The sequence below is a fragment of the Methanosarcina sp. 2.H.A.1B.4 genome, from assembly GCF_000979385.1.
Taxonomy (GTDB): Archaea; Halobacteriota; Methanosarcinia; order Methanosarcinales; family Methanosarcinaceae; genus Methanosarcina.
Window position 1 is genome coordinate 15,990 of the sequence record NZ_JJOV01000062.1, and the last position, 19,573, is coordinate 35,562.

Annotated in this window: 16 protein-coding genes; 3 read left to right on the forward strand and 13 right to left on the reverse strand. The window is 45.3% G+C overall.

Going from position 1 to position 19,573, the window contains the following annotated elements:
- Window positions 1–97 precede the first annotated feature (97 nt).
- Genes EO92_RS09820 through mmcA form a run of 8 tightly spaced genes read right to left on the reverse strand, consistent with a single transcriptional unit; the run spans window position 98 to window position 6,743 of the window.
- Window positions 98–433, reverse strand: coding sequence for a DUF4870 domain-containing protein (locus tag EO92_RS09820; protein ID WP_048141437.1), 336 nt, complete (start codon window positions 431–433; stop codon window positions 98–100).
- Between the two features lie 52 nt (window positions 434–485).
- Window positions 486–1,292 carry a Fe-S cluster domain-containing protein gene (locus EO92_RS09825; protein ID WP_048171254.1) on the reverse strand — a complete coding sequence of 269 codons (807 nt, stop codon included), beginning with the start codon at window positions 1,290–1,292 and terminating at the stop codon, window positions 486–488.
- Window positions 1,289–1,879 carry an Rnf electron transport complex subunit RnfA gene (rnfA, locus tag EO92_RS09830; protein ID WP_048136272.1) on the reverse strand — a complete coding sequence of 197 codons (591 nt, stop codon included), beginning with the start codon at window positions 1,877–1,879 and terminating at the stop codon, window positions 1,289–1,291. Before rnfA ends, EO92_RS09825 begins: the two co-directional genes overlap by 4 nt.
- Window position 1,880: 1 nt before the next feature.
- Window positions 1,881–2,516, reverse strand: a complete 636-nt coding sequence (gene rnfE / locus EO92_RS09835; RefSeq protein WP_048171256.1) for an Rnf electron transport complex subunit RnfE — start codon at window positions 2,514–2,516, stop codon at window positions 1,881–1,883.
- 5 nt (window positions 2,517–2,521) lie between these two features.
- Window positions 2,522–3,082, reverse strand: a complete 561-nt coding sequence (rnfG, locus tag EO92_RS09840) for an Rnf electron transport complex subunit RnfG (RefSeq protein WP_052734325.1) — start codon at window positions 3,080–3,082, stop codon at window positions 2,522–2,524.
- Entirely contained in the window at window positions 3,079–3,936 is an 858-nt protein-coding gene (gene rnfD, locus EO92_RS09845) for an Rnf electron transport complex subunit RnfD (RefSeq protein ID WP_048171258.1), read from the reverse strand. The genes rnfG and rnfD overlap by 4 nt, the downstream gene beginning before the upstream one ends.
- Window positions 3,937–5,250: an Rnf electron transport complex subunit RnfC gene (gene rnfC / locus EO92_RS09850; RefSeq protein WP_048171260.1), complete on the reverse strand. Its 1,314-nt coding sequence runs from the start codon at window positions 5,248–5,250 to the stop codon at window positions 3,937–3,939.
- A 14-nt stretch (window positions 5,251–5,264) separates the two neighbouring features.
- A complete protein-coding gene (gene mmcA, locus EO92_RS09855; RefSeq protein ID WP_235283282.1) occupies window positions 5,265–6,743 on the reverse strand; it encodes a methanogenesis multiheme c-type cytochrome in 1,479 nt (492 codons plus the stop codon).
- A 1,473-nt stretch (window positions 6,744–8,216) separates the two neighbouring features.
- On the opposite strand from mmcA, the gene EO92_RS09865 reads away from it, so the two are divergent.
- Entirely contained in the window at window positions 8,217–9,242 is a 1,026-nt protein-coding gene (locus EO92_RS09865; protein ID WP_048162001.1) for an FAD:protein FMN transferase, read from the forward strand.
- Between the two features lie 92 nt (window positions 9,243–9,334).
- On the opposite strand, the gene thpR is transcribed toward EO92_RS09865, so the two are convergent.
- Window positions 9,335–9,880: an RNA 2',3'-cyclic phosphodiesterase gene (gene thpR / locus EO92_RS09870; protein WP_048136258.1), complete on the reverse strand. Its 546-nt coding sequence runs from the start codon at window positions 9,878–9,880 to the stop codon at window positions 9,335–9,337.
- Between the two features lie 439 nt (window positions 9,881–10,319).
- On the opposite strand from thpR, the gene EO92_RS09875 reads away from it, so the two are divergent.
- Both EO92_RS09875 and EO92_RS09880 read left to right on the forward strand, forming a co-directional pair.
- Window positions 10,320–11,195, forward strand: coding sequence for a diadenylate cyclase (locus tag EO92_RS09875; protein WP_048171265.1), 876 nt, complete (start codon window positions 10,320–10,322; stop codon window positions 11,193–11,195).
- 308 nt (window positions 11,196–11,503) lie between these two features.
- Entirely contained in the window at window positions 11,504–12,223 is a 720-nt protein-coding gene (locus EO92_RS09880) for a DUF1614 domain-containing protein (RefSeq protein ID WP_048136252.1), read from the forward strand.
- A 176-nt stretch (window positions 12,224–12,399) separates the two neighbouring features.
- Here EO92_RS09880 and EO92_RS09885 read toward each other — a convergent pair whose 3' ends face one another.
- The 4 genes from EO92_RS09885 to EO92_RS09900 form a co-directional block, all read right to left on the reverse strand.
- Window positions 12,400–14,592 (reverse strand): S-layer protein domain-containing protein, encoded by a 2,193-nt coding sequence (locus EO92_RS09885; RefSeq protein ID WP_235283281.1) that lies wholly within the window; start codon window positions 14,590–14,592, stop codon window positions 12,400–12,402.
- A gap of 396 nt (window positions 14,593–14,988) precedes the next feature.
- Window positions 14,989–16,041, reverse strand: coding sequence for an mRNA surveillance protein pelota (locus EO92_RS09890; protein WP_048171267.1), 1,053 nt, complete (start codon window positions 16,039–16,041; stop codon window positions 14,989–14,991).
- Window positions 16,038–18,494, reverse strand: a complete 2,457-nt coding sequence (gene rqcH / locus EO92_RS09895) for a ribosome rescue protein RqcH (RefSeq protein ID WP_048171270.1) — start codon at window positions 18,492–18,494, stop codon at window positions 16,038–16,040. The genes EO92_RS09890 and rqcH overlap by 4 nt, the downstream gene beginning before the upstream one ends.
- 247 nt (window positions 18,495–18,741) lie before the next feature.
- Window positions 18,742–19,573: formylglycine-generating enzyme family protein (locus EO92_RS09900; protein WP_048171272.1), on the reverse strand; the 832-nt coding region annotated here is incomplete at its 5' end.

Consider the following 19,573-nt stretch of genomic DNA (forward strand, 5'->3'; position numbering starts at 1 on the left):
GAAGCCAAAAAAGAAACCAGAAAAGAAGCCAAAAAGAAAAGGTCGAATTGCCCTTTTGGGGGAGAGCAATTCGGATTTTCAGGTTAAATCTGTTTGTTTACTCACCATAGGCAAAATTGTAGGCAATCTTTCCTATGATGGGGATTTTGAACTTTGAGCCCCTGAAGGCCATGTACATCGGGATCACGATGAGCAGCATTCCAGGCATTCCAACACCGTCTGCAATGGCCCAGCCAATCGTTGGGATCCAGGCCACAAGGAAGATAAAGAGAACATACGGCAGGAAGAGCAGGATCGACTGCATGGCGTGGAAGCGGACGAACTTGTTCTTGCGCTCAAGGAGCAGGAAGAACAGGCCTGAGAGCCAACCTACAGGGTAACAGAGAGCTGCCACGACATTTTCAGGCAAGCCCAGGAAAGTTTTGTACGGCATATTTTTCACCTCTTTAGTCTTTAAAGGCTGTCAGAAAATAAACGAGCCCGGATTACCGGAGCTCGATTGCCTTCTGCGGGCAGATAGTAACACAGGCTCCACATGCTGTACACTTTTCCTGATCGATTTCAGCCAGGAATTCCGTGACCTTGATAGCGCCTGCTGGGCATTCTTTTTCACATTTCTTACAGCCGATACAGCCAACTTCACAGACTGCCTTAACGTCTTTACCCTTGTCATGGGAACGGCAGAGTACATGCACTTTCTCTGAGTTCCTGGCAAAGGTGAGCACACCGTTCGGGCAGGATGCAATACAGTTTCCGCAGCTTGTACATAGGTTCTTGTTCACAACCGGAAAACCGTCTTCTCCCATGGAGATGGCGTCAAACGGGCAGGCTCTGACACAGGTCCCAAGCCCCATACAACCATAGGTACAGCCTTTCCTGGAATCACAGAGCATGAGGGCAGCTTTGCAGCCTTCCACTCCCTGATAGTCATAAAGGGTCGTACAGTGAGCCTGTCCACCCTGACAGCGGACAAAGGGAAAAGCCTTCTCAGACTCTGAAACTTCCTGTCCCATGACTGCACCGATCTGTTTTGCAACGTCATACCCTCCGACCGGGCAGCTGTTTACAGGTGCACCACTTAAGACAATGGCTTCAGCACAGGAAGCGCATCCGGCAAATCCGCACCCACCACAGTTGGCTCCCGGGAGAAGGGAAGCGACCTCATCGACCAGAGGGTTGGTTTCCACTTTAAAGACCTTGGAGGCAAATACCAGCATTGCGCCTACCGCAATACAGAGCCCTACAAGCACCGAAACGGTGTTTATGACCACAGTCATAACGTCTGCTGTCATAGTGGAATCACCTTGAAGTAGTTAGCAAAGGACATTGACATGATCAACGCGATGAAGAAAGCGTATGTAACTCCTCTTCCAACTGCTTTTGGGACATAGAGCACGTTACTCCTCTCACGTATGGAAGACATGATGAGCATTGCAACGGTATATCCTACCCCGGCTGCAATCCCGAAAGTAATACTCTGGATGAAGGTGTATTCGTTCATCACATTAAGCAACACAGCACCGAGCACTGCACAGTTCGTGGAGATCAGAGGCAGGTAAATACCAAGCGACCTGTACAGAGGGGGCATATGCTTCCGGACAATAAACTCTACCAGCTGCACAAGCGCTGCAATCACTATGATGAATGCAATCGTGTTCAGGTACTCAAGCCTCAAAGGAACCAGAATGAACGTGTACAGGAGGTATGAGACGAAAGAGGACAGCGTAATAACGAAGATAACTGCCCCTGACATCCCGGATGCGCTTTTTACGTCCTTTGTGACGCCCACGAAAGAACAGAGCCCGAGGAACTGGACCACCAGGAAGTTCTTAAGGAACACGCCATCCATAAAGATCGCAAATAGAGATGCGTCTGCCATTTTAATCACCTTTCATAGCCTTTAAAATCCTGCGGTAATTGACCATAGTCATCAGGACCCCAATGGTCAGGAAAGCTCCCGGCGACAGAGTCATAACACCTATGGGATTGTACCCCAGCATGGAGACAAAGTCAACTAACTGGACTCCAAAGAGCTTGATTCCGCCTGTACCCAGAAGTTCCCTGATGCCTCCAAGAAGCATTAGCACAAGCAAGAACCCTGAGCCTATACCGAATGCATCGATTATCGAGTAAAAGACTCCATTCTTCAGGGCATAGGCTTCGGCACGTCCGATCACAATACAGTTCACCACGATCAGAGGAATGTACACACCTAAAGATGCGTACATGCCAGGCGTAAACGCTTCCATTACCATATCCACTATCGAAACGAAAGTAGCTATGACAATGAGTTCTATTGGAATTCTCACTGTGTCAGGAATTTCTTTTCTAAGTAATGATACCAGCATATTTGAACCGAGAAGCACGAATAAGGTACCCGCAGCCATACCAATCCCGTTTTCAACGGAAGTGGTGACAGCCAGCGTAGGGCAGAGCCCTAATACGAGGCCAAATATGGGGTTGTCCTTAGTAATTCCTCGCATAAATTCACTTGCTACACTCCTATTATTACCCATATGAATCACCCTTCCTGAGCTCTTACACCATCGATACCAAAGTGCAGAGCATTCACCACCGTTACGGTTGAAATGGTCGCACCGGAAATGGTATCAACTTTTCCACCGTCTTTGGACAAACTAAGATCAGCCACTGGCAGATTTATGAACTGGGACTTAAACCCGGGTTCCGTAATTTTTGCTCCAAGCCCCGGAGTTTCGGCGTGGGACATAACTTCCATTCCTGTTACGGTGTTGAAGTCCGCGCTTACTCCACCAAGAAGCTCAACAAGGCCCTGGGCACCGGGTTGAGTATTCCTGAAGGCATAACCCACAATATTTCCGGAAGAGTCAACTCCACGGAAATACAGAACAACAGGATTTCCGTCAGCATCTACCTTGTCCCCATAAACCGGTTCAAAGTCTGCAGCTGCAGGCAAAACCATTTTTAATGCCTGTTTCTCCTGCTCAGCCTGCAGCTCTCCCAACTTCACCTGGGTAGGGACAAAGGTCACTGCCAGAAGTACAGCCGCGAGCGCTGAAAGTACAATCATTTTTATGATAATGTTTGCCGAGGTATTTTTCACGCTTCAACACCTCCAAAAGGCTTTGGAACGGTGGAGCGTTCGATCAGCGGGGCAATGGCATTTGCAAGCAGCAGTCCATAGAAGGTCCCCTCGATATAATTTCCAGTGAAGTACCCGTAAACTACTGTAAGGACCCCACAAGCAACCCCGTAAATAAGTCTTCCATTCCGGGTTATCGGAGAGGTAGAGGTTTCCGTTGCAATGAAAAACACTCCAAGCAGGAAAGACCCTGTAAAGATGTAAGAAAGAGGATCTCCGAGCACAACCACGAGCACCACAGTTGTCAGTAAATACATGAGAGGAATTCTCCACTCAATGTACCTTCTGGCAATGAGGTACAGCACACCGATCATCGCGATGGGGGATGCATCTGCCAGGAACCCGGCTCCTGTCTCAAGGATAAGGTCCGAGAGAGACCCAAGCTGGGGAACTGAGAGAGGTACCATCAGGAAAGGCCAGGAAAGCTTCAAAAAGACCCAGGTAGCCAGTGCGGGGTTGAACATATAAGAGCCAAGCCCCCCAAAAGCATGCTTTACAACCCCTATCCCGAAGACTGCCCCGATAAAGGGTAGCCAGAAGGGTACTGCGGGTGGGACCATCAGTGCGATCAGCAGTCCCAGATAGACTGCATTTCCATCACCGAGTGTGACTTTCTGTTTGAATGCCTTTTGGATTGCCAGTTCGATAAAAACTGCACCCAGCACTCCGGCAACAAGATTACCGAGAGCGGGGAATCCAAATAAGTAAATCGAAGCTAAACATAACGGGAGAAGAACAATAAATCTGCTCCACATTAATTTCTTAACCGACACACCTTCCTTTATATGAGGAGGTGGGGATACCGTAAAGGCCATTTATTTAGTCGCCTCCTCCATAGCTCCAGCAGCACTCAGGTTGTGGATCTGAAGCTTTGAGTATTTGATCAATTGCACAAGATGTCTTTTTGAGGGACAGACTACCGCACATGCCCCGCACTCAATGCAGTTCATAACATACAGCTGCTCACATTCCTCATATTTACCAAGGTTCGAATAGGATGCAATTCTGGTCGGAAGCAGGTTTACAGGACAGACGTCCACACAGCGCCCACAATGGATACAGGCAATCGATTCATCCCGCAGGACTTCTTCCTTTGTCTGGATGACAATTCCCGTGGTGTTCTTGACCACTGGTGCCTCATCCGTATACACGGCTATTCCGCCCATTGACCCGTTAATAATAAGCTTGCCAGGTTCACCCCTGTAACCTCCGCAGGCATCAATTACGTCCTTTATAGGAGTTCCGAACCTGACAATTACGGACCCGGGCTTGTTGACAGCTCCTGTGACCGTTACTGCGTTTTCAAGGTACGGCCTGCCTTCATATATGGCATCGTATACTGCTTTTGAAGATTTTACTCCGCATACTACCACGTGCACATCTGAGGGTTCGTGTCCGAGGGAGATCTTCCTGCCCATAACATCAGCTGAGAGCAGGTTCATCATCGTTGGGGTATAGGTGGTTTTGCCTGCTGCAACCACGATGATCCGGTCGTCAATGTCTTCAAGGTAGTAGTCAGCGTGCCTCTTCCCGATGATCGGGGCAATAGTGAGAGGTTTTCCATCAACTACGGCGCCTTTGAAGGCTTTTATGGACTCCTTGTCATCTGCCCGGACAACAATTACTCCCCTCGAGATCCCACTTGCTTCAAGCATAAGGCTGAACCCTTTGAGAACCTTGTCAAGGGAGTTCAGGTAAGCATGGGTAATCAGGGGGAAGGTTGCATTCATGAGCAGAGTATCGATTCTCTTTCCAGGCTTCAGGGCAAGGTATGTGGGCTTTTCGTAATACTCAACAATTCCCGCTTCCTTGATCATCTGGATTAACCTTGAAGGAGGTGCATTCTTTTCAGGAACGAACTCAACCGATTGTGTACACTCTGAAGGTGTGAGCACAACACTGAGGATTCTCTTTCCGCTGGGGTTTGGCATCAACCCAATTGATTCCACAGTCCCGCAAAAGGGGGAATGGACATAAGCGAGGTCGCTGCCCTCGCATTCCCCCAGCTTCTGGCCGACGAGAACCTCTTCGCCTTTCTTAACCAGAGGAGCACAAGCAATTCCGTCATGCTGCCTCATGGGTATAATCGCCTTTTCAGGCAGTTTATCAAGTCTAATAACATCACTCAAGGTTTGCCGCCTCCTTACAGTGCAGGCTCCGTTTCGACCTCTACAGGTTTCGGCCTGGGATAGGTAACAGCGATGCTCTTTGCAGCTGCTGAGTCTCCTCCCGGATCCTCTACATAACCTATAGATGTCCAGTCAATCACGGCTTTGCTTCCATGGCAGTCCTTGCAGGTCAGAGGAGAAGAAATTCCCACATCTTTGCTGACGATGCTATGTGCGACCTGATAATAAAGTTCCGAAGTCCTCAAGACCGCATTCGGATAATCGGGCTTTCCGTCTCCGTTGGCATCGTAAGCCTGCATTTCGTCCACTGTAACTTTACCATCACCGTCGGAATCCGCTGCCTTAACATACTGTACCGGGATCGGATCTCCAATGGAGATGCTTGTGTTCGGGTTTGCGAGCACTTCAGGATTAGTACCTGCATCCCACCAGGTTCCGGTAATATTGTTGAACGGGGTAAGCATTACACCTGTGTCATTCCTTGTATCCACACTTGGCAGGACATCTCCGAAGGTTCCGTTGTGCCAGGCAAGGACAGGCTGGAAGTCTGCTTCCCGGTAAACATCTTCGCGTTCTCCATTCTGCCAGCTGAAAGATTCAAGTGGCTTGCCACCCGGCAGATCTCCTCCAGGAAGCTCAGGGATGTGACATGCTTCACAGGCAAGGAATTCCATGTGAGAGTCAGCAAATGGACCGTGTGATATACCTGCATGGCACTCAGCATCGTCACAGCTGCGCATGGTGTCATCATAGTGGCTCTCCGGAAGGTCGGGGGAATCAGAAGTGTTTCCACGTCCGATCTGGTGATCAGAGGTTATTATGAAACCTTCAGTGTGGTGACATTCTGCACATTCAACACCTTTTGCTGCATGGACGTCTGACTCTGCATAGGATTCTTCATCGCCCCACATAACAGCCCTCTGTTCTACATCGGTGATGTGGCACTTCTGGGCACAAGAAGACTCCTGAGGAGCCCCGTTTACATTATCGTGGAAAACGATCAGCAGAGGGTAGGGGGTAAGCAGGTTAGCGTTGTAGACAAAAAACTGTATAGGATTGGTCCTTGCAGCAAGGCTGGATTTTGCCATAGCTGCACTGTTTGCATCATCATATTCTCCCTTTTCAATTTTCTCGGCACGGGCTTCGAAATCGTAGAGACCATACTGCTCATGGCACATCATACAGTCAACGCCAACACCATATTCTGCAAGCGGACCTCCACCAGGATGGTACTTCCCGAATTCTTTGACCCATTCCTCTTCTCCGGATGTTTCAAGATCAAAATTTGTGAGGGGAGACCACCGATCCATATCTACCTGTACATGATAAGAATGATTGACATTTTCGTAGACATCGAAGTGACAGCCTCCGCAGACCGTATCGGACCATTCTCCCTTGGTCATGTAGTGGGATGCAATTTGATCATCCCCTGCATATCCAAGAGAAGAATAGGCACCAGCAGCCACGAGAAGCAGCACAGCGACTCCCGACACCAACAGATTTAACCTATTCATAACGACCACATTCTCTTTTTTTGTTCACGTTGTTATGTTCATGCTTGGAAAGAAACAAAGTTCAAATTTCAACAACTTGAAGCTTATATTGAGTAATGAATGAGATTGAAGGATAATTTACGGCTGGATCGTATACGGCCAGGGGTGTACTGCCGTCACTTCCAGGCCTCCAGTGGCATAATCCAGAAACACAAAAGGAAATAATTAACGGAAAACTGAAGCGAGAAGGAACTGGCATGAACGGCTAGCCTAGCTCTTTTTGGCAGATTTGGTTCCCCTGAAGGCTTTTTGATCACCGGCTTTTTCCTTTCCTTGCTTTAGATAGCCATTTTACTCCGAAAAACAAAGCTAAATTCCACTTCAACGAAAAATGTTTGCGTGAGGTAATACTTATTTCTTTCGAAATAAGTTTGAGGGAATTGTACAGACATTAATAAAGTAATAAAAATATATACTTAATATATAGTACACGACGTATATTAATTAAATATATAAAATGTCTGTAATAGAATTTAAAAATTACACTTTTTTAATATATATAGTTTTCCAAAGAAAATATACATGATTATACATTAAAATCAGGAAGGGAATCTACAAAAGCCACCTGGTGAAAAGAATCCTATTAAACCTTCAAAGAAAAGAAAAAAGCCTGCGAGATATAATAACATAAAAAATATATAAACTCAGTAAAACTGGTCAGGGTAATCAATAATTAATTATTCAATAACCATTAATCATGAATCAACCAATAAATCAAAGTGAATAACCAGTAAATCAAAGTGAATAACTATAGAACGTCCCGCACAGAACAGGGAATAAATGCAGCAATGATAGAACACAACGAAAGAAATAACGAAAGACGTAAAGAAAATTACATAACAGAGCTCATATCAAAAAAACAGACAACAAATAAAAACCAACAAATATAATAAGAAGAAAGAGTTTAAAAATAAATGAAAACCGTTGGAAATAAAAAAGCAATAAAAATGTGAATAAAAATAAAATTTCACCTTCAATTTCAATTTTACCTCGATCCAGTGAACTACCCGCTAAATCTAAAGATTTAACGGGCTTCCCGCTTCCTACCTCGGAACAACCTCCACACGTCCACAGGCCGGCGTTTCCGCCCATCCTTACAAGGGATTTATGCTTCATACCTCGGAGCAAACTCCACAAGTCCACAGGCCCTACCCTTGTCCCAGAGGTGAAAAATTATTTAATACGAAATATTCTGTTATCCTGTGCTTGGTTATCGCATAGGATTTCAGTACATTATGATAGGGTTTGAAGATAATGATAATGGATAGCGAAAAGAATGTGGGGATATTTAAAGGGATTCATCTCCAGGCTAAAGTATAGGAGCTTTCTCCCTTCTTTCTCGTAAAATAAACATCTGGATAGAATAATAAAATAACCTAAAATTAAAAAACAAGAAGGAAAAATTGATAGAGCATGGATTCAAAATACAAAACACTATTTGCGTTTTTACTGATTATATCCATATTAGTATCAGGCTGCGTGCAGTCTGAACCTGAAGAGGATAGAGAACTTAAGGAGTTTCAACAGACAAGAAGCACTATGGACACTACAGTTACGGTAGCTGTATACGCTTCTAATGACAGCGAAGCTTCGAAGGCAATAGAGGACGCCTTTAGTGAAATATACAGAATTGACGCCCTTATGAGCCCTTCAAAAGAAGATAGTCAGCTTAATATCCTGAATACCAGAGGAGAAGTTGAAAATGCTGACCCTGCTTTTATCTACGTACTGGACCAGTCAAAGTACTATTCAGAGAAAAGCGGAGGAGCCTTTGATATTACCATCCAGCCAGTACTTGACCTCTGGAAGAGTAAATTCCTCCCTGAAGGATCACAGGAACCCCCAACTTCAGATGAACTGAACGAAACTCTCAAACTCGTAAACTACTCGGAAATAAGCACTGAAAATGGGAATGCAAGTCTGAGCCCCGGGATGAAAGTAGCCCTGGGAGGGATTGCAAAGGGCTACGCAGTTGATAAAGCAATCGAGTCTTTGAAGGAAAACGGGATTGAAAACGCTTTTGTCAACGCGGGAGGAGACGGGAGATACATCGGTCAGAAGCCAGATGGCACCTCCTGGATGGTAGGCCTTCAGAACCCGGACAGAAGCGAACAATATGTTACTGCAATTGAAGCTCGTGATATTGCAGTAGCAACAAGCGGAAACTATGAACGTTACTTTAACGAGTCAGCAAGAGTTTCTCACATCTCGGACCCGAGAACAGGATATCCTTCAGAAGGCATTATTAGCAGCACGGTAATTGCCAGAAACGCTATTGACGCCGATGCTTTTGCAACTGCAGTCTTCGTGATGGGAGAAGAAGAAGGGCTTGAGATGATAGAAAATCTCGAAGGTGTTGAATGCCTTATAATAACCGAAGACCGCAGGCTTGTGTATTCAAGCGGATTCAAAGAATATGAAGCAGAAGGCTATAGCTGAAGTCATATCAGTGTGAGATGTTGTAGTTAAGACACACAGAAGGAACTGATCAGGGTATGGAGGACTTATACAGTCCAGAGCAAGAAGACCTGTCAGTCCAGGTATACAGTATGCAGGACCTCATAAATGGGACCTTCAGGGGTTAGAGTGCTTTTCTTCAGAAGCACTTTATTTACCTGCATGCTGCCAATTTTTGTATCTTTTAACTCTTTCAGGGCATCTGCAAAAGCATTTTTTTGATCTTTATTCAGGAATTTTACCCTGGCAAGGGTAGCATGAGCAGTAAATGCCCTCCCGTCTTCTTTGAACTTAAAAGGTTTCAGGGCGGTTTCCACATCATCATGAAGAGTCTCGAAGTTTCCTGTTGCTCCCAGCCACAGGACTTTAGGATTAGAAGGCTTTGGGAAAACCCCGATGCCTTCAATCTGCGCTTCGAAAGGCTCACAAGTAAGAGAATCAAGAGCCTCAGCCAGGGGTTTGACCATTGTTTCTTCAATATCACCGATGAACTTCAGAGTTATGTGAACTATTTCAGGGTTAACAAACTTAAGGTCAAAATCGGAAAATCTCTCCTGGATATGGAGGATTTTTTCCCTGAAACTCGGATCCAGTTCCACTGCTATAAATGTCCTGATCAAAGTTTTCACCAATATAAATTAGAAGAAATAACCAGAAAAATGTTTCTGTCACTTTACCTTTCAGAAAAAAACGAATTCAGGATGACGTTTCCAGAAAAAAATTGTAAACCTGAGTGATCCTGACTACATTTAAAAAAGGTTAGAAAAAGGAACAGCGAGAATTGAGGAGAAAAATAACAGAGAAAAGAGAAAAAATAGGAGCGATCACAGAACAATTATAATATATCAAATATTACAACACTACACGGTAAACAAACCTGTTACATATTCAATTACCGGTAATGTTAACTCTGAGAACTAATGTGAACCTATGGAAATGATATTAGCTCGAAGAAATAATAATTAACTTCAAAATCAAACAGCAGAATATAAACTAACCTCAGAGCAAAGAAGCAGGACTGCAAATATAGTTGCATAAAAATAAAAAGGGGTGGACGACATGGACAGAGCACGTATAATTGCAGAGGCGGCAGCCCGTATTTCCCAGAAACTTGATGCTGCCGCAATTATGGTCTCAGGAGATCTGAGCTTTGAGGAGATCGAGACCGGAGGAGTTCCGGTTTATTATATCTCCATGCGCCCGAAAAGCATAATAGATCACCTCGTAGCAACCGGCAAAGAAGGAAAAAGTCCTGTAAAAGAACTCAGCGACCAGCTCAACCGGGAAGCTTCGGGCAACTTTGACCACCTGCAGCATGCCGCAGCCATAGAGTACGTGCTTGAGGGCCCCAAAGGCGGGATTGTTGTTGGTGTTGTCGAAACTCGCGGTTCCAGCTCTATTATAGTCCATAGCCTCGATGAAAACCCTCTGATAAAAGCAATGAAAGAATGTGAAGAGAGGGTCAGGCCTGAAGTCATGAATGCAGTTCTGAAGATTGCTTTTGATATCGCTCTCACAGGCAGGGAAGGAAAAAAAATAGGAGCTGCTTTTATTGTAGGCGATTCCGAAGAAGTCCTGAAACGCTCTCATCAGATAATCCTTAACCCTTATGCAGGCCATGAGGAAATCCACAGAAACGTCCTTGACAAAAAAAACTGGGAATCCATAAAGGAATTTGCCCAGCTTGACGGAGTTTTTGTGATAGATGAAACGGGCATTATCCATGCAGCAGGACGATACCTTGACGTGGATGGGAAAAATATTGATATTGATAAAGGACTGGGAGGACGGCATGTCTCAGCAGCCGCCATCAGCAGGGATACGGTAGCAATCTCAGTTACAGTATCAGAGTCAGGCGGAGTCCTCAGAGTATACAAAGATGCAAAAGAAACTATCTGCATAGAATCCTTACAGCCTGCTACCAGATACATCTGACCTGGAATGCAGGGAAAATGTTTAGCTGCCTGTTAATTAACTACCTGTTAATTAACTGCCTGTTTTTAACTGCCTGTTTTTAACTACCTGTTTTTAACTACCTGTTTTTAACTACCTGTTAATTAACTGCCTGTTTTTAACTACCTGTTAATTAACTACCTGTTTTTAACTACCTGTTAATTAACTGCCTGTTTATTAGAGCCCTCCGGTGCAGGTATGGAAACTCGAATGAAGAATGGATACTCATTAATAAAGAGAATATACATATCTCTTAATATGCAGAAAACCGGAGAACAGAGAGTAATTCCATGAGCAGGCAGATCTTCTACATGCCTTTCAGCCTGAAATTCCTTTTCCTTTTGATTCTCATTCTGATCTTTGGGCTTGGGTCTCTGTTTCTGGGAATTATTGTCTCTACCTTTATGAAAATAGGATTTTCCGCAGAAGACGCACTCTTAATCCTGTTCCTATCCCTCCTTGGAAGCGGGATCAATATCCCACTGACAACTCTGAGGTCTGAGATTCCGGTTGTCAAGGAAAATTATGTAAAGGTCTTTGGGGTTTCCTACAGGATTCCTATCCGGCAGATGGTTAAAAATGAAACGGTACTTGCCATCAATGTAGGAGGAGCAGTTATTCCGATCCTGATTTCTACCTATCTCCTTACACAATTCCCTTCTTCCATCCATCTTGCAGGAATTGGCATAGCAGTTGTTGCAGCCATAACTTATTCCGTAGCGAAGCCAATTCGGGGAATAGGAATTGCAACTCCGGCCCTGGTCCCGCCCCTGACAGCTGCCCTTACCGCAATCCTGCTTACTTCGGCTATCCATGTCCCTGGCTGCCCTGCAGAGACGTGCCGTGTCATTATTGCTTATACAGGAGGAGTGCTTGGGACCCTTATAGGAGCTGATCTGTTTAATCTGGGAAAAATCAAGAATCTCGGAGCCCCTGTTGCAAGCATAGGAGGGGCAGGGACCTTTGATGGAATATTTTTAAGCGGATTTATTGCCCTTCTCCTTATCTGAAAAAAGAGAGGAAAAAAGAGATTGAGAGAGACAGCTCTCTACAGAAATGATTTCACTCTATGGAGATGACTTTCCTCTACAGAAATGATTTCACTCTATGGAGATGACCCTCTATTAGAAAATAATCCTCTATTAGAAAATAATCCTCTATTACATTCCTCGTCGAATATAACAGATTAACTCTTTCTTCTAAGAGCCAGACATATCATAACACCGAGAATCCCGGAGATAATTCCAAAGCCTGGAAGTTTTACGGGGGCTTCCTCTGCAGCTCCTTCCTCAGGGTAGCTATTTTTATTTTCAGAGCCCTCAAGTGCTATTTCGGAAGAAGATGAAGGAGCTGCCCTGTAATCAGGCGAGGTGTTTTCAGACTCGTTTGAACCCGGAACCACATCTGTTACGTTGGTTTCTTCTGTAAGATTATCTGCGGATTCAGAGAAGGTTTCGGCTTCAATAACCACATCCATTGCAGGGAAAATAATGTATCCGGCAGGAGAGGTACTGCCCTTTCCCTCATCAGAGGTCTGGAAATACCAGGAGTCGGTAAAATAAGTCTTTTTATCCTTATCAAGGTTCAGGGTAATTGACTTTGAATTTTTGAGGACAATGCCATTTTCCGAGGTCTCCTTTACTTCAAAACCCTGGAATTCATCCCCATTTTCAATAATCACAGGGTTGTCTCTGTCGATTAACCAGGTATACCTGAAGACTGCAAAGGAATCAGCGGCACTCACAAAAATGGAGTCCACATAGGTAATGAAGTAGAGCTGATCTTTTCCGTCTCCAAAGTCAGCAGTTGCGGTAAACGTCTGATTTTCTACAGTCCCGTCTGCTTCCACAATCCCGGACTCGAGTTCCTCTCCATTTTTAGATAGGGAAAACCAGACCTTATTACCCTCTACATCAACCTGGTTCACAGTCAGAGAATAGCCTTTCCCAAGATCCCAGGACTCACCGGCTTTCAGCTCTTTTTTAGTATCACCGCTCTGGCTGATAACAAGGTTTGCAAGCTGTCGGGCATCGTTTTCAATAGGAACATATTGTTTTCCGAACCAGGCAAGCTTATAGTAAAACATTCCACCAAGTTCTGCAGGAGTTGTCCCGGCATCAAGTCCCAGTTCGGAAACAAGTACATATTTGTTGGAAAACTGCCTTGTAGAATACACAAGCTCTCCTTCACCTATAACATGGTTTCCGGGGTTGTTTTTTCCAAGTTCGTTCTGACCATCTGTTTCGACGTACTGCAGGCGTTCCCCCCACCAGTTTTCAGAAGCTACAAAGTCTTTGTGCTTATTTATGGGATAGACAAAGCCAACAAAAGTGGTTGCGTTCCAGTAAAAATCATCAGATGATACCTCATTTGTGTCAAGAGGTAAACCTCTTAGAGTGTAATTTCCGGGATTGCTCAGTTCTTTGGCAGGAAAAATAATGTATCCGGCAGGAGAGGTGCTTCCCTTTCCCTCATCTGAAGTCTGGAAATACCAGGAATCGGTAAAATAAGTCTTTTTGTCCTTATCAAGGTTAAGGACGATTGACTCTGAGTTCGTAAGAACGAGCCCGTCTTTGGAAGCTTCTTTGACCTCAAACCCCTGGAATTCATCTCCGTTTTCAATGAGTATCGTGTCATCTTTGTCAATGAGCCATGTATACTTAAAGACAGCGAAGGAATCCGATGAGCTTACGAAAATGGAGTCCACGTAGGTGATGAAGTAAAGCTGGTCTTTTCCGTCCCCAAAGTCAGCAGTTGCGGTAAACGTCTGATTTTCTACAGTCCCGTCTGCTTCCACAATCCCGGACTCGAGTTCTTCTCCGTTTTTAGAGAGGGAAAACCAGACCTTATTACCCTCTACATCAACCTGGTTAACAGTAAGAGAGTAGCCTTTCCCAAGATCCCAGGACTCACCGGCTTTCAGCTCTTTTTTAGTATCACCGCTCTGGCTGATAACAAGGTTTGCAAGCTGTCGAGCATCATTTTCAACGGTAACATACGGTTTTCCAAACCAGGGTAACTTATAGTAAAACATTCCTCCAAGTTCTGCAGGAGTTGTCCCGGCATCAAGCCCAAGGTCGGAAACAAGTTCATATTTGCTGGAGAACTGCCTTGTAGAATACACAAGCTCTCCTTCACCTATAACATGGTTTCCAGGGTTGTTTTTTCCAAGTTCGTTCTGGCCATCTTTTTCGATGTATTGCAAGCGTTCTCCCCACCAGTTCTCAGAAGCCACAAAATCCTTGTGTTTGTTTACAGGATAGTTAAAGCCTCCAAAAGTAGCTGCATCCCAACAAAAACCATCAGATGAGGTCGCATTGGTGTCAAGAGAAAGCCCGCAGATAGCCGGGGCTGCAAAGCCTAAAGGAGGAGCCAGCAAACAGATTACAAACGCAATCAAAAGTGAAGACAAAGCTTTTTGGATACCACGATTCATGAATATCATCACTCGTTTTCATTGAAATGTATAAATAGAACCATACATAAAAAGAAACTATAAGCAAATATTGTTATAAATAATACAGAACGTAACAACAAATAAAGCTGGGTAGTTAATAAATTTTACTAATTTGAATTGAAAAAAAGAAAAATAGTACTAAATAGGAAATAAAAACAAAAAAAGAAAATGAATAGCTTCAGTTTGTCAGGAAACCGAGGACATAAGGCATTAATAATAAAAAATAAAAAAACAAAAGCAAAATTAAGAAGAGGGGTAAAAAATTAAGCAAATAGGTATGAAGAGTTAAAGAGTTGCAACCACAGATTCAGTATCGGCTCAGCCCCTTACTCTGAAGCGGAGCAGAGCTGCAATTCCTCCCAGTTTGTGAAGCTTTTCCCCGGGCTCAAAGGTCGTGCTGAATACAACAACCTTTCCCTGTGCCTGCTCAACCTCCATAAGGAGTTTGTCGATATCTTCCCCTTTTTCCCGCCCTTCCCGCAGGGTTTCGTCAGCAATGAGCAGGGTTTCGACAGCCCCGTATCCAAGAGCATTTTTAACATCCGCAAAACCATAAGCGGCTTTACCGTCCATTGAGATCTCCCTGATGAGGTCTTCCATGAGAGAGGATTCCCGGGCTATACGGGACTCCTGCATGATTCGGTCCACAGCCCCTCTGCGGAGCACTTCCTGAAAGCCGGACATCCCGATCATTGAAGTGTCTTCAGTCAGCGCCTTTGAAGCCATATCAGGCTCGACATCATGGAAATATTTCAGGAAATCTTCTTTGGTAAATCCGGGGCCTGCAATCACTATAGAGGCGTCTTCGGGAACCGCATGCCTGAGCTGTTCAACAAGTTCCCTGAAAAACTCATTCCTGAGCCCGGTCTCTCGCTTCCCGGATGACTGCCGGATATGGGAGTAGATCTCAATTCCGTAGTGGCGCACAAAACCAATGTCTGCATCGCCCTCTTCGACTGCTACAAGAACAACTTTAGGGCGTTTTCCGGCCTCTTCGGCGTCCTGGATGCGCTGGAGCTGGTCATTTTTCCAGTGCTCCTTGACGATGGAAATATTTGTCCCTATTTCGACATTAAGAGTGTGATAGGAGCCGGTGTCCATCCCCTGCTCTATCGGTCCGTGTATTCGCAGCCTGTTCGCGAATTTATGGAATTCCATTTCCTCAACCCTGATCCCGAGCCGGACCTTTACTTTCTCGACTTTTTCAGGACGAAGTTTGTCGCTTGCAGAATCTGCTTTCCTTTTGGTAAGGGCAAAGACCATGTCGCCTTTTTCAATGATGTATTTCATATGCCAGAGATCGTCGAGGGTTTCGGCAGTTACGGCAATTTCCCCTTCCCTTCCTTTCAGAGAACGGTTCGTAACCCTCATACCTTTGTCACTCCATGCATTTCAGTTTCCTCTTCACTTCCCTCTTCACTTCCCTCTTCACTTCCCTCTTCGCTCCCTTCTCCGGACTCCGTTTCAATTTCCACTTCAATATATTCTCCGGCTTCTTCTCCGAATTCATCTTCAGTTTCTTCCTCATAGCCCTCAGATTCGGCCTCTAGTTCGGAAGTCCCGTATTCTTCTCCTTCAGGCTCGATTCCCTGCCCTTTTCTTTCTGGTTTCTGGGTCCTGAGGTTTGACTCTCCGGCAGGGATCATCATAGCTACCAGGTCAGGGGATGCGATCTGCTTTACAAAGCGAGGGTCACCGAGCTTGTCCGCATAAATCCGGTAGATTTTTTTCGAGATATCATTCTGATTGAATTTGCCCGGAGTAAGTTCAAGGATATAGTCCCCATGCTTCCGGACTGCAGAAGCAGGCCCGCCTATGACCCTTGTCTCGCCTTTCAGTTCAAGCCCGACTGCAACTCCAAGAGGTACATCTTTGAAGTAATTGCGCTCTCCACGAATAACAAATGCTCCCTTTTTCAGGTACTCTCCTGACTCCGGAGTCTTTGTAACCTGTTCAGCTTTAATCCAGTAGCAGTCCCCACTGAACTGCCCGGCTTTCCAGAGGCTCGAATAAGAAACTGCAAACTGTGCAACTTCCTGGAGAGTGGATTCCGGAACCTCCTCTCCTCCGGTTTTAATAACTGTCAGAGGAGCACCCGGGGTCTGTGTATGGAAAACGATATCTCTTTTTTCCATGTATTTTTTGAAAACTTCCTCGTTAGTGTCGGCATCCCTGCCTCCTACAACCAGGAAACCGTCTGAGGATACAAACCACCTGAAACGGTCGTACCAGTGCTTTTTCCGGGACGCCTTCAGCTTCCTCCCAGCCTTTGCAGCCTTTGCCGCAGCCTTTTTCTCCATAGCCTTTCTGGTATCCTCAATGGCTTTGAGAGCCCCTTCCCTCTTTTTAGTAAACTTTTTGACCTTCTCGTAATATTCCTGGGCGTTCTGGGGTACTGTCTTCCGTATATCAAGGTTGACGCTCTTGCCATCAAGCTCAACAGTTACAGTCCCGGTCTTCTGATCAATATTTGTAATCATTTGTGCAGCAGGCATGGCCTTTTTAGCCTGTTTCAGGATGGAACGGATTTCATCCCAGGAATAGCCCTTTGCCCTTGCGCCGTTGAGTACTGAAAAAAGCTCTTCGATAATCTGGTAATTGGCGTAAACTATCTCTGCAAGAAGGTTATTTTTCTCAATTTCTTTTTCGAACTTTGCAAGGCTCTCTTCCTGCTGGAGAAGCCGCCTTTCGTAAACGCCAAGGGTTTTCTCCTTTTTTTCGGCTTCCTTTACCTCTGCAACCTGTTCCAGCGACTTTTTCCCGAAAAACTCGTCAAGTGCCGTATTAAATGAATCAAAATATTCTTTTTCGTATTCAGAATAGCGGGTGAGGTCAAAAGGCATCACATCGAAGGTTTCTATCTTCCCGTTGATTTCCTTCATTATATGCTGAGGTTTGAGTCCCGGAACCTGAGTTTCACTTCCTGCTTGAGTTTCAACCTCGGATTCAGTTTCAACTCCAGTTTCAGTTTCAACTCCAGTTTCAGTTTCAACTCCAGTTTCAGTTTCAACCCCAGATTCAGTTTCAACTCCAGTTTCAGTTTCAACTCCAGTTTCAGTTTCGGCACCGGTTTCTGGCTCAGCCTTTATCTCGCCTTTACCTGCAGTCCTGCCCCTGAACAGCGGGGAAAAGAGATCCTGCAGCGCATCGTGGAGCCTTTCAGCATCCTCTACAATGGCTTCTTTTGCAGGTTTAGCCTTATCAATTCCTGCACGAGCACAGGCCTCTTCTGCCAGGACTCCCCCAAGATTGAATCTTGTAGCAATGGTCCGGACAATATCGGCCGTCGATTTCGAAAACGCATCCATAAGGTCCGAAACCTTAGCCTCCACAGGGCTCAACTGTGCCTCCGGAAGCTCATAAATCTCCCCACTCCTCAGCCTGCGGTCCTTCATAGTCACGGGGTTCATTGGCAGGATAATTTTGTTTTCAGAATCCACAATCAGGACGTTTCCCCGAGCGAACAGCTCCACAATGAGGGTGTTTCTGATCCCTCCCCTTTCAATCCCGATCTTCACGATCCTGTCAAAGTCGTGCTGCTCCACGGATACGATCCTGCCCCCTGCCAGGTACTTCCGGAGGAGCATGGGAAAAGCCTGAGGAAGCGTGGGACTGTCCTTGAAATGTTTACTTAAATGGATACGCTTCCCAGCCTCAATAAACAGGTTATCCCTACCCTGATGAAAAACGTAAAGGTTGATGCGGATTTCCCCACTTGCAGGCTGGTAGATCTTCCCGATCTTCGCATCAAGAATGGACTTCGAGCCCCCTGACAGCTCGGCAACAACTGCAGCAACGTCGGCACTTGACATATCCTGTTTCATGAAGTGGATATAATAGAGGATTCATGTATAAGTGTTTGCCACCCCGAGTTGCGCCTCGGGAGTACGCGGTCCTTTTCGCTACGCTCAAGAGGACTTATTGTTGGCGGCAATCATTGCAGTAATTTTGAGAAAGACATTGGAAGAAGAAAAGATATATTGGAACCGGAGCAGCCGGAAATTCTGTATTTAACATATCTTGTCTCGCATCTTCGGTGCAGCCTCCCTCAAGGAAAAAAGAGAGATGAAGTTACAGTTCCTTCAAAAGACGAAAACCAAGGTTGGCGAAACGACTCTCAGGCTCACGGCTCAGTCGGGCAGCCGAACGGCAGAACCCGACATTACAGTACCAGCTGCCCCCACGAGAGACACGATCGAAGCCATTTCCAGCTTCCCATACACTTCCATCTGAAGGAGATTCATTGTAGTTTTCGTGCCATTTATCCTGAACCCATTCCCAGACATTCCCATGCATGTCGTAAAGACCCCAGGAATTCGGTTTTTTCCGGCCAATTGAGTGAGTTTTACGACCTGAGTTCTCAGCGTACCATGCATACTCTTTAAGCTTTGACTCATCGTTACCAAAAGAATACCCTGTTTGTGTACCGGCTTTACAGGCGTATTCCCATTCGGCTTCTGAAGGTAAACGGTACTTAGCGGTACTTTCTGTTGCATTCAGTTTTTTAACAAATTCCTTGACCTCATTCCAGGAAACCATCTCAACTGGTCGGTCTTCACCCTTGAAGTGGGAAGGGTTATTTCCCATTATCATTTTCCATTGTTTTTGCGTGACCGAAGATCTACCCATGTAAAAAGGGTTTTTAATTGTTACTTTATGGACAGGGGATTCGGAATCTGCTCTGTCTTTCTCTTCAGAAGGTGAACCCATATCAAATTCCCCGGGCGGGACCAGTACAAATTCCATACCAGTAGAGGAGCTGGCAAAGGTTGCAGGAGTTTCTGAGTATCCAGACTTTGCCACAACATATGAGTCTTCAACAACATATGAGTCTTCAACAACATATGAGTCTTCAACAACATATGAGTCTTCAACAACATATGAGTCTTCAACAACATATGAG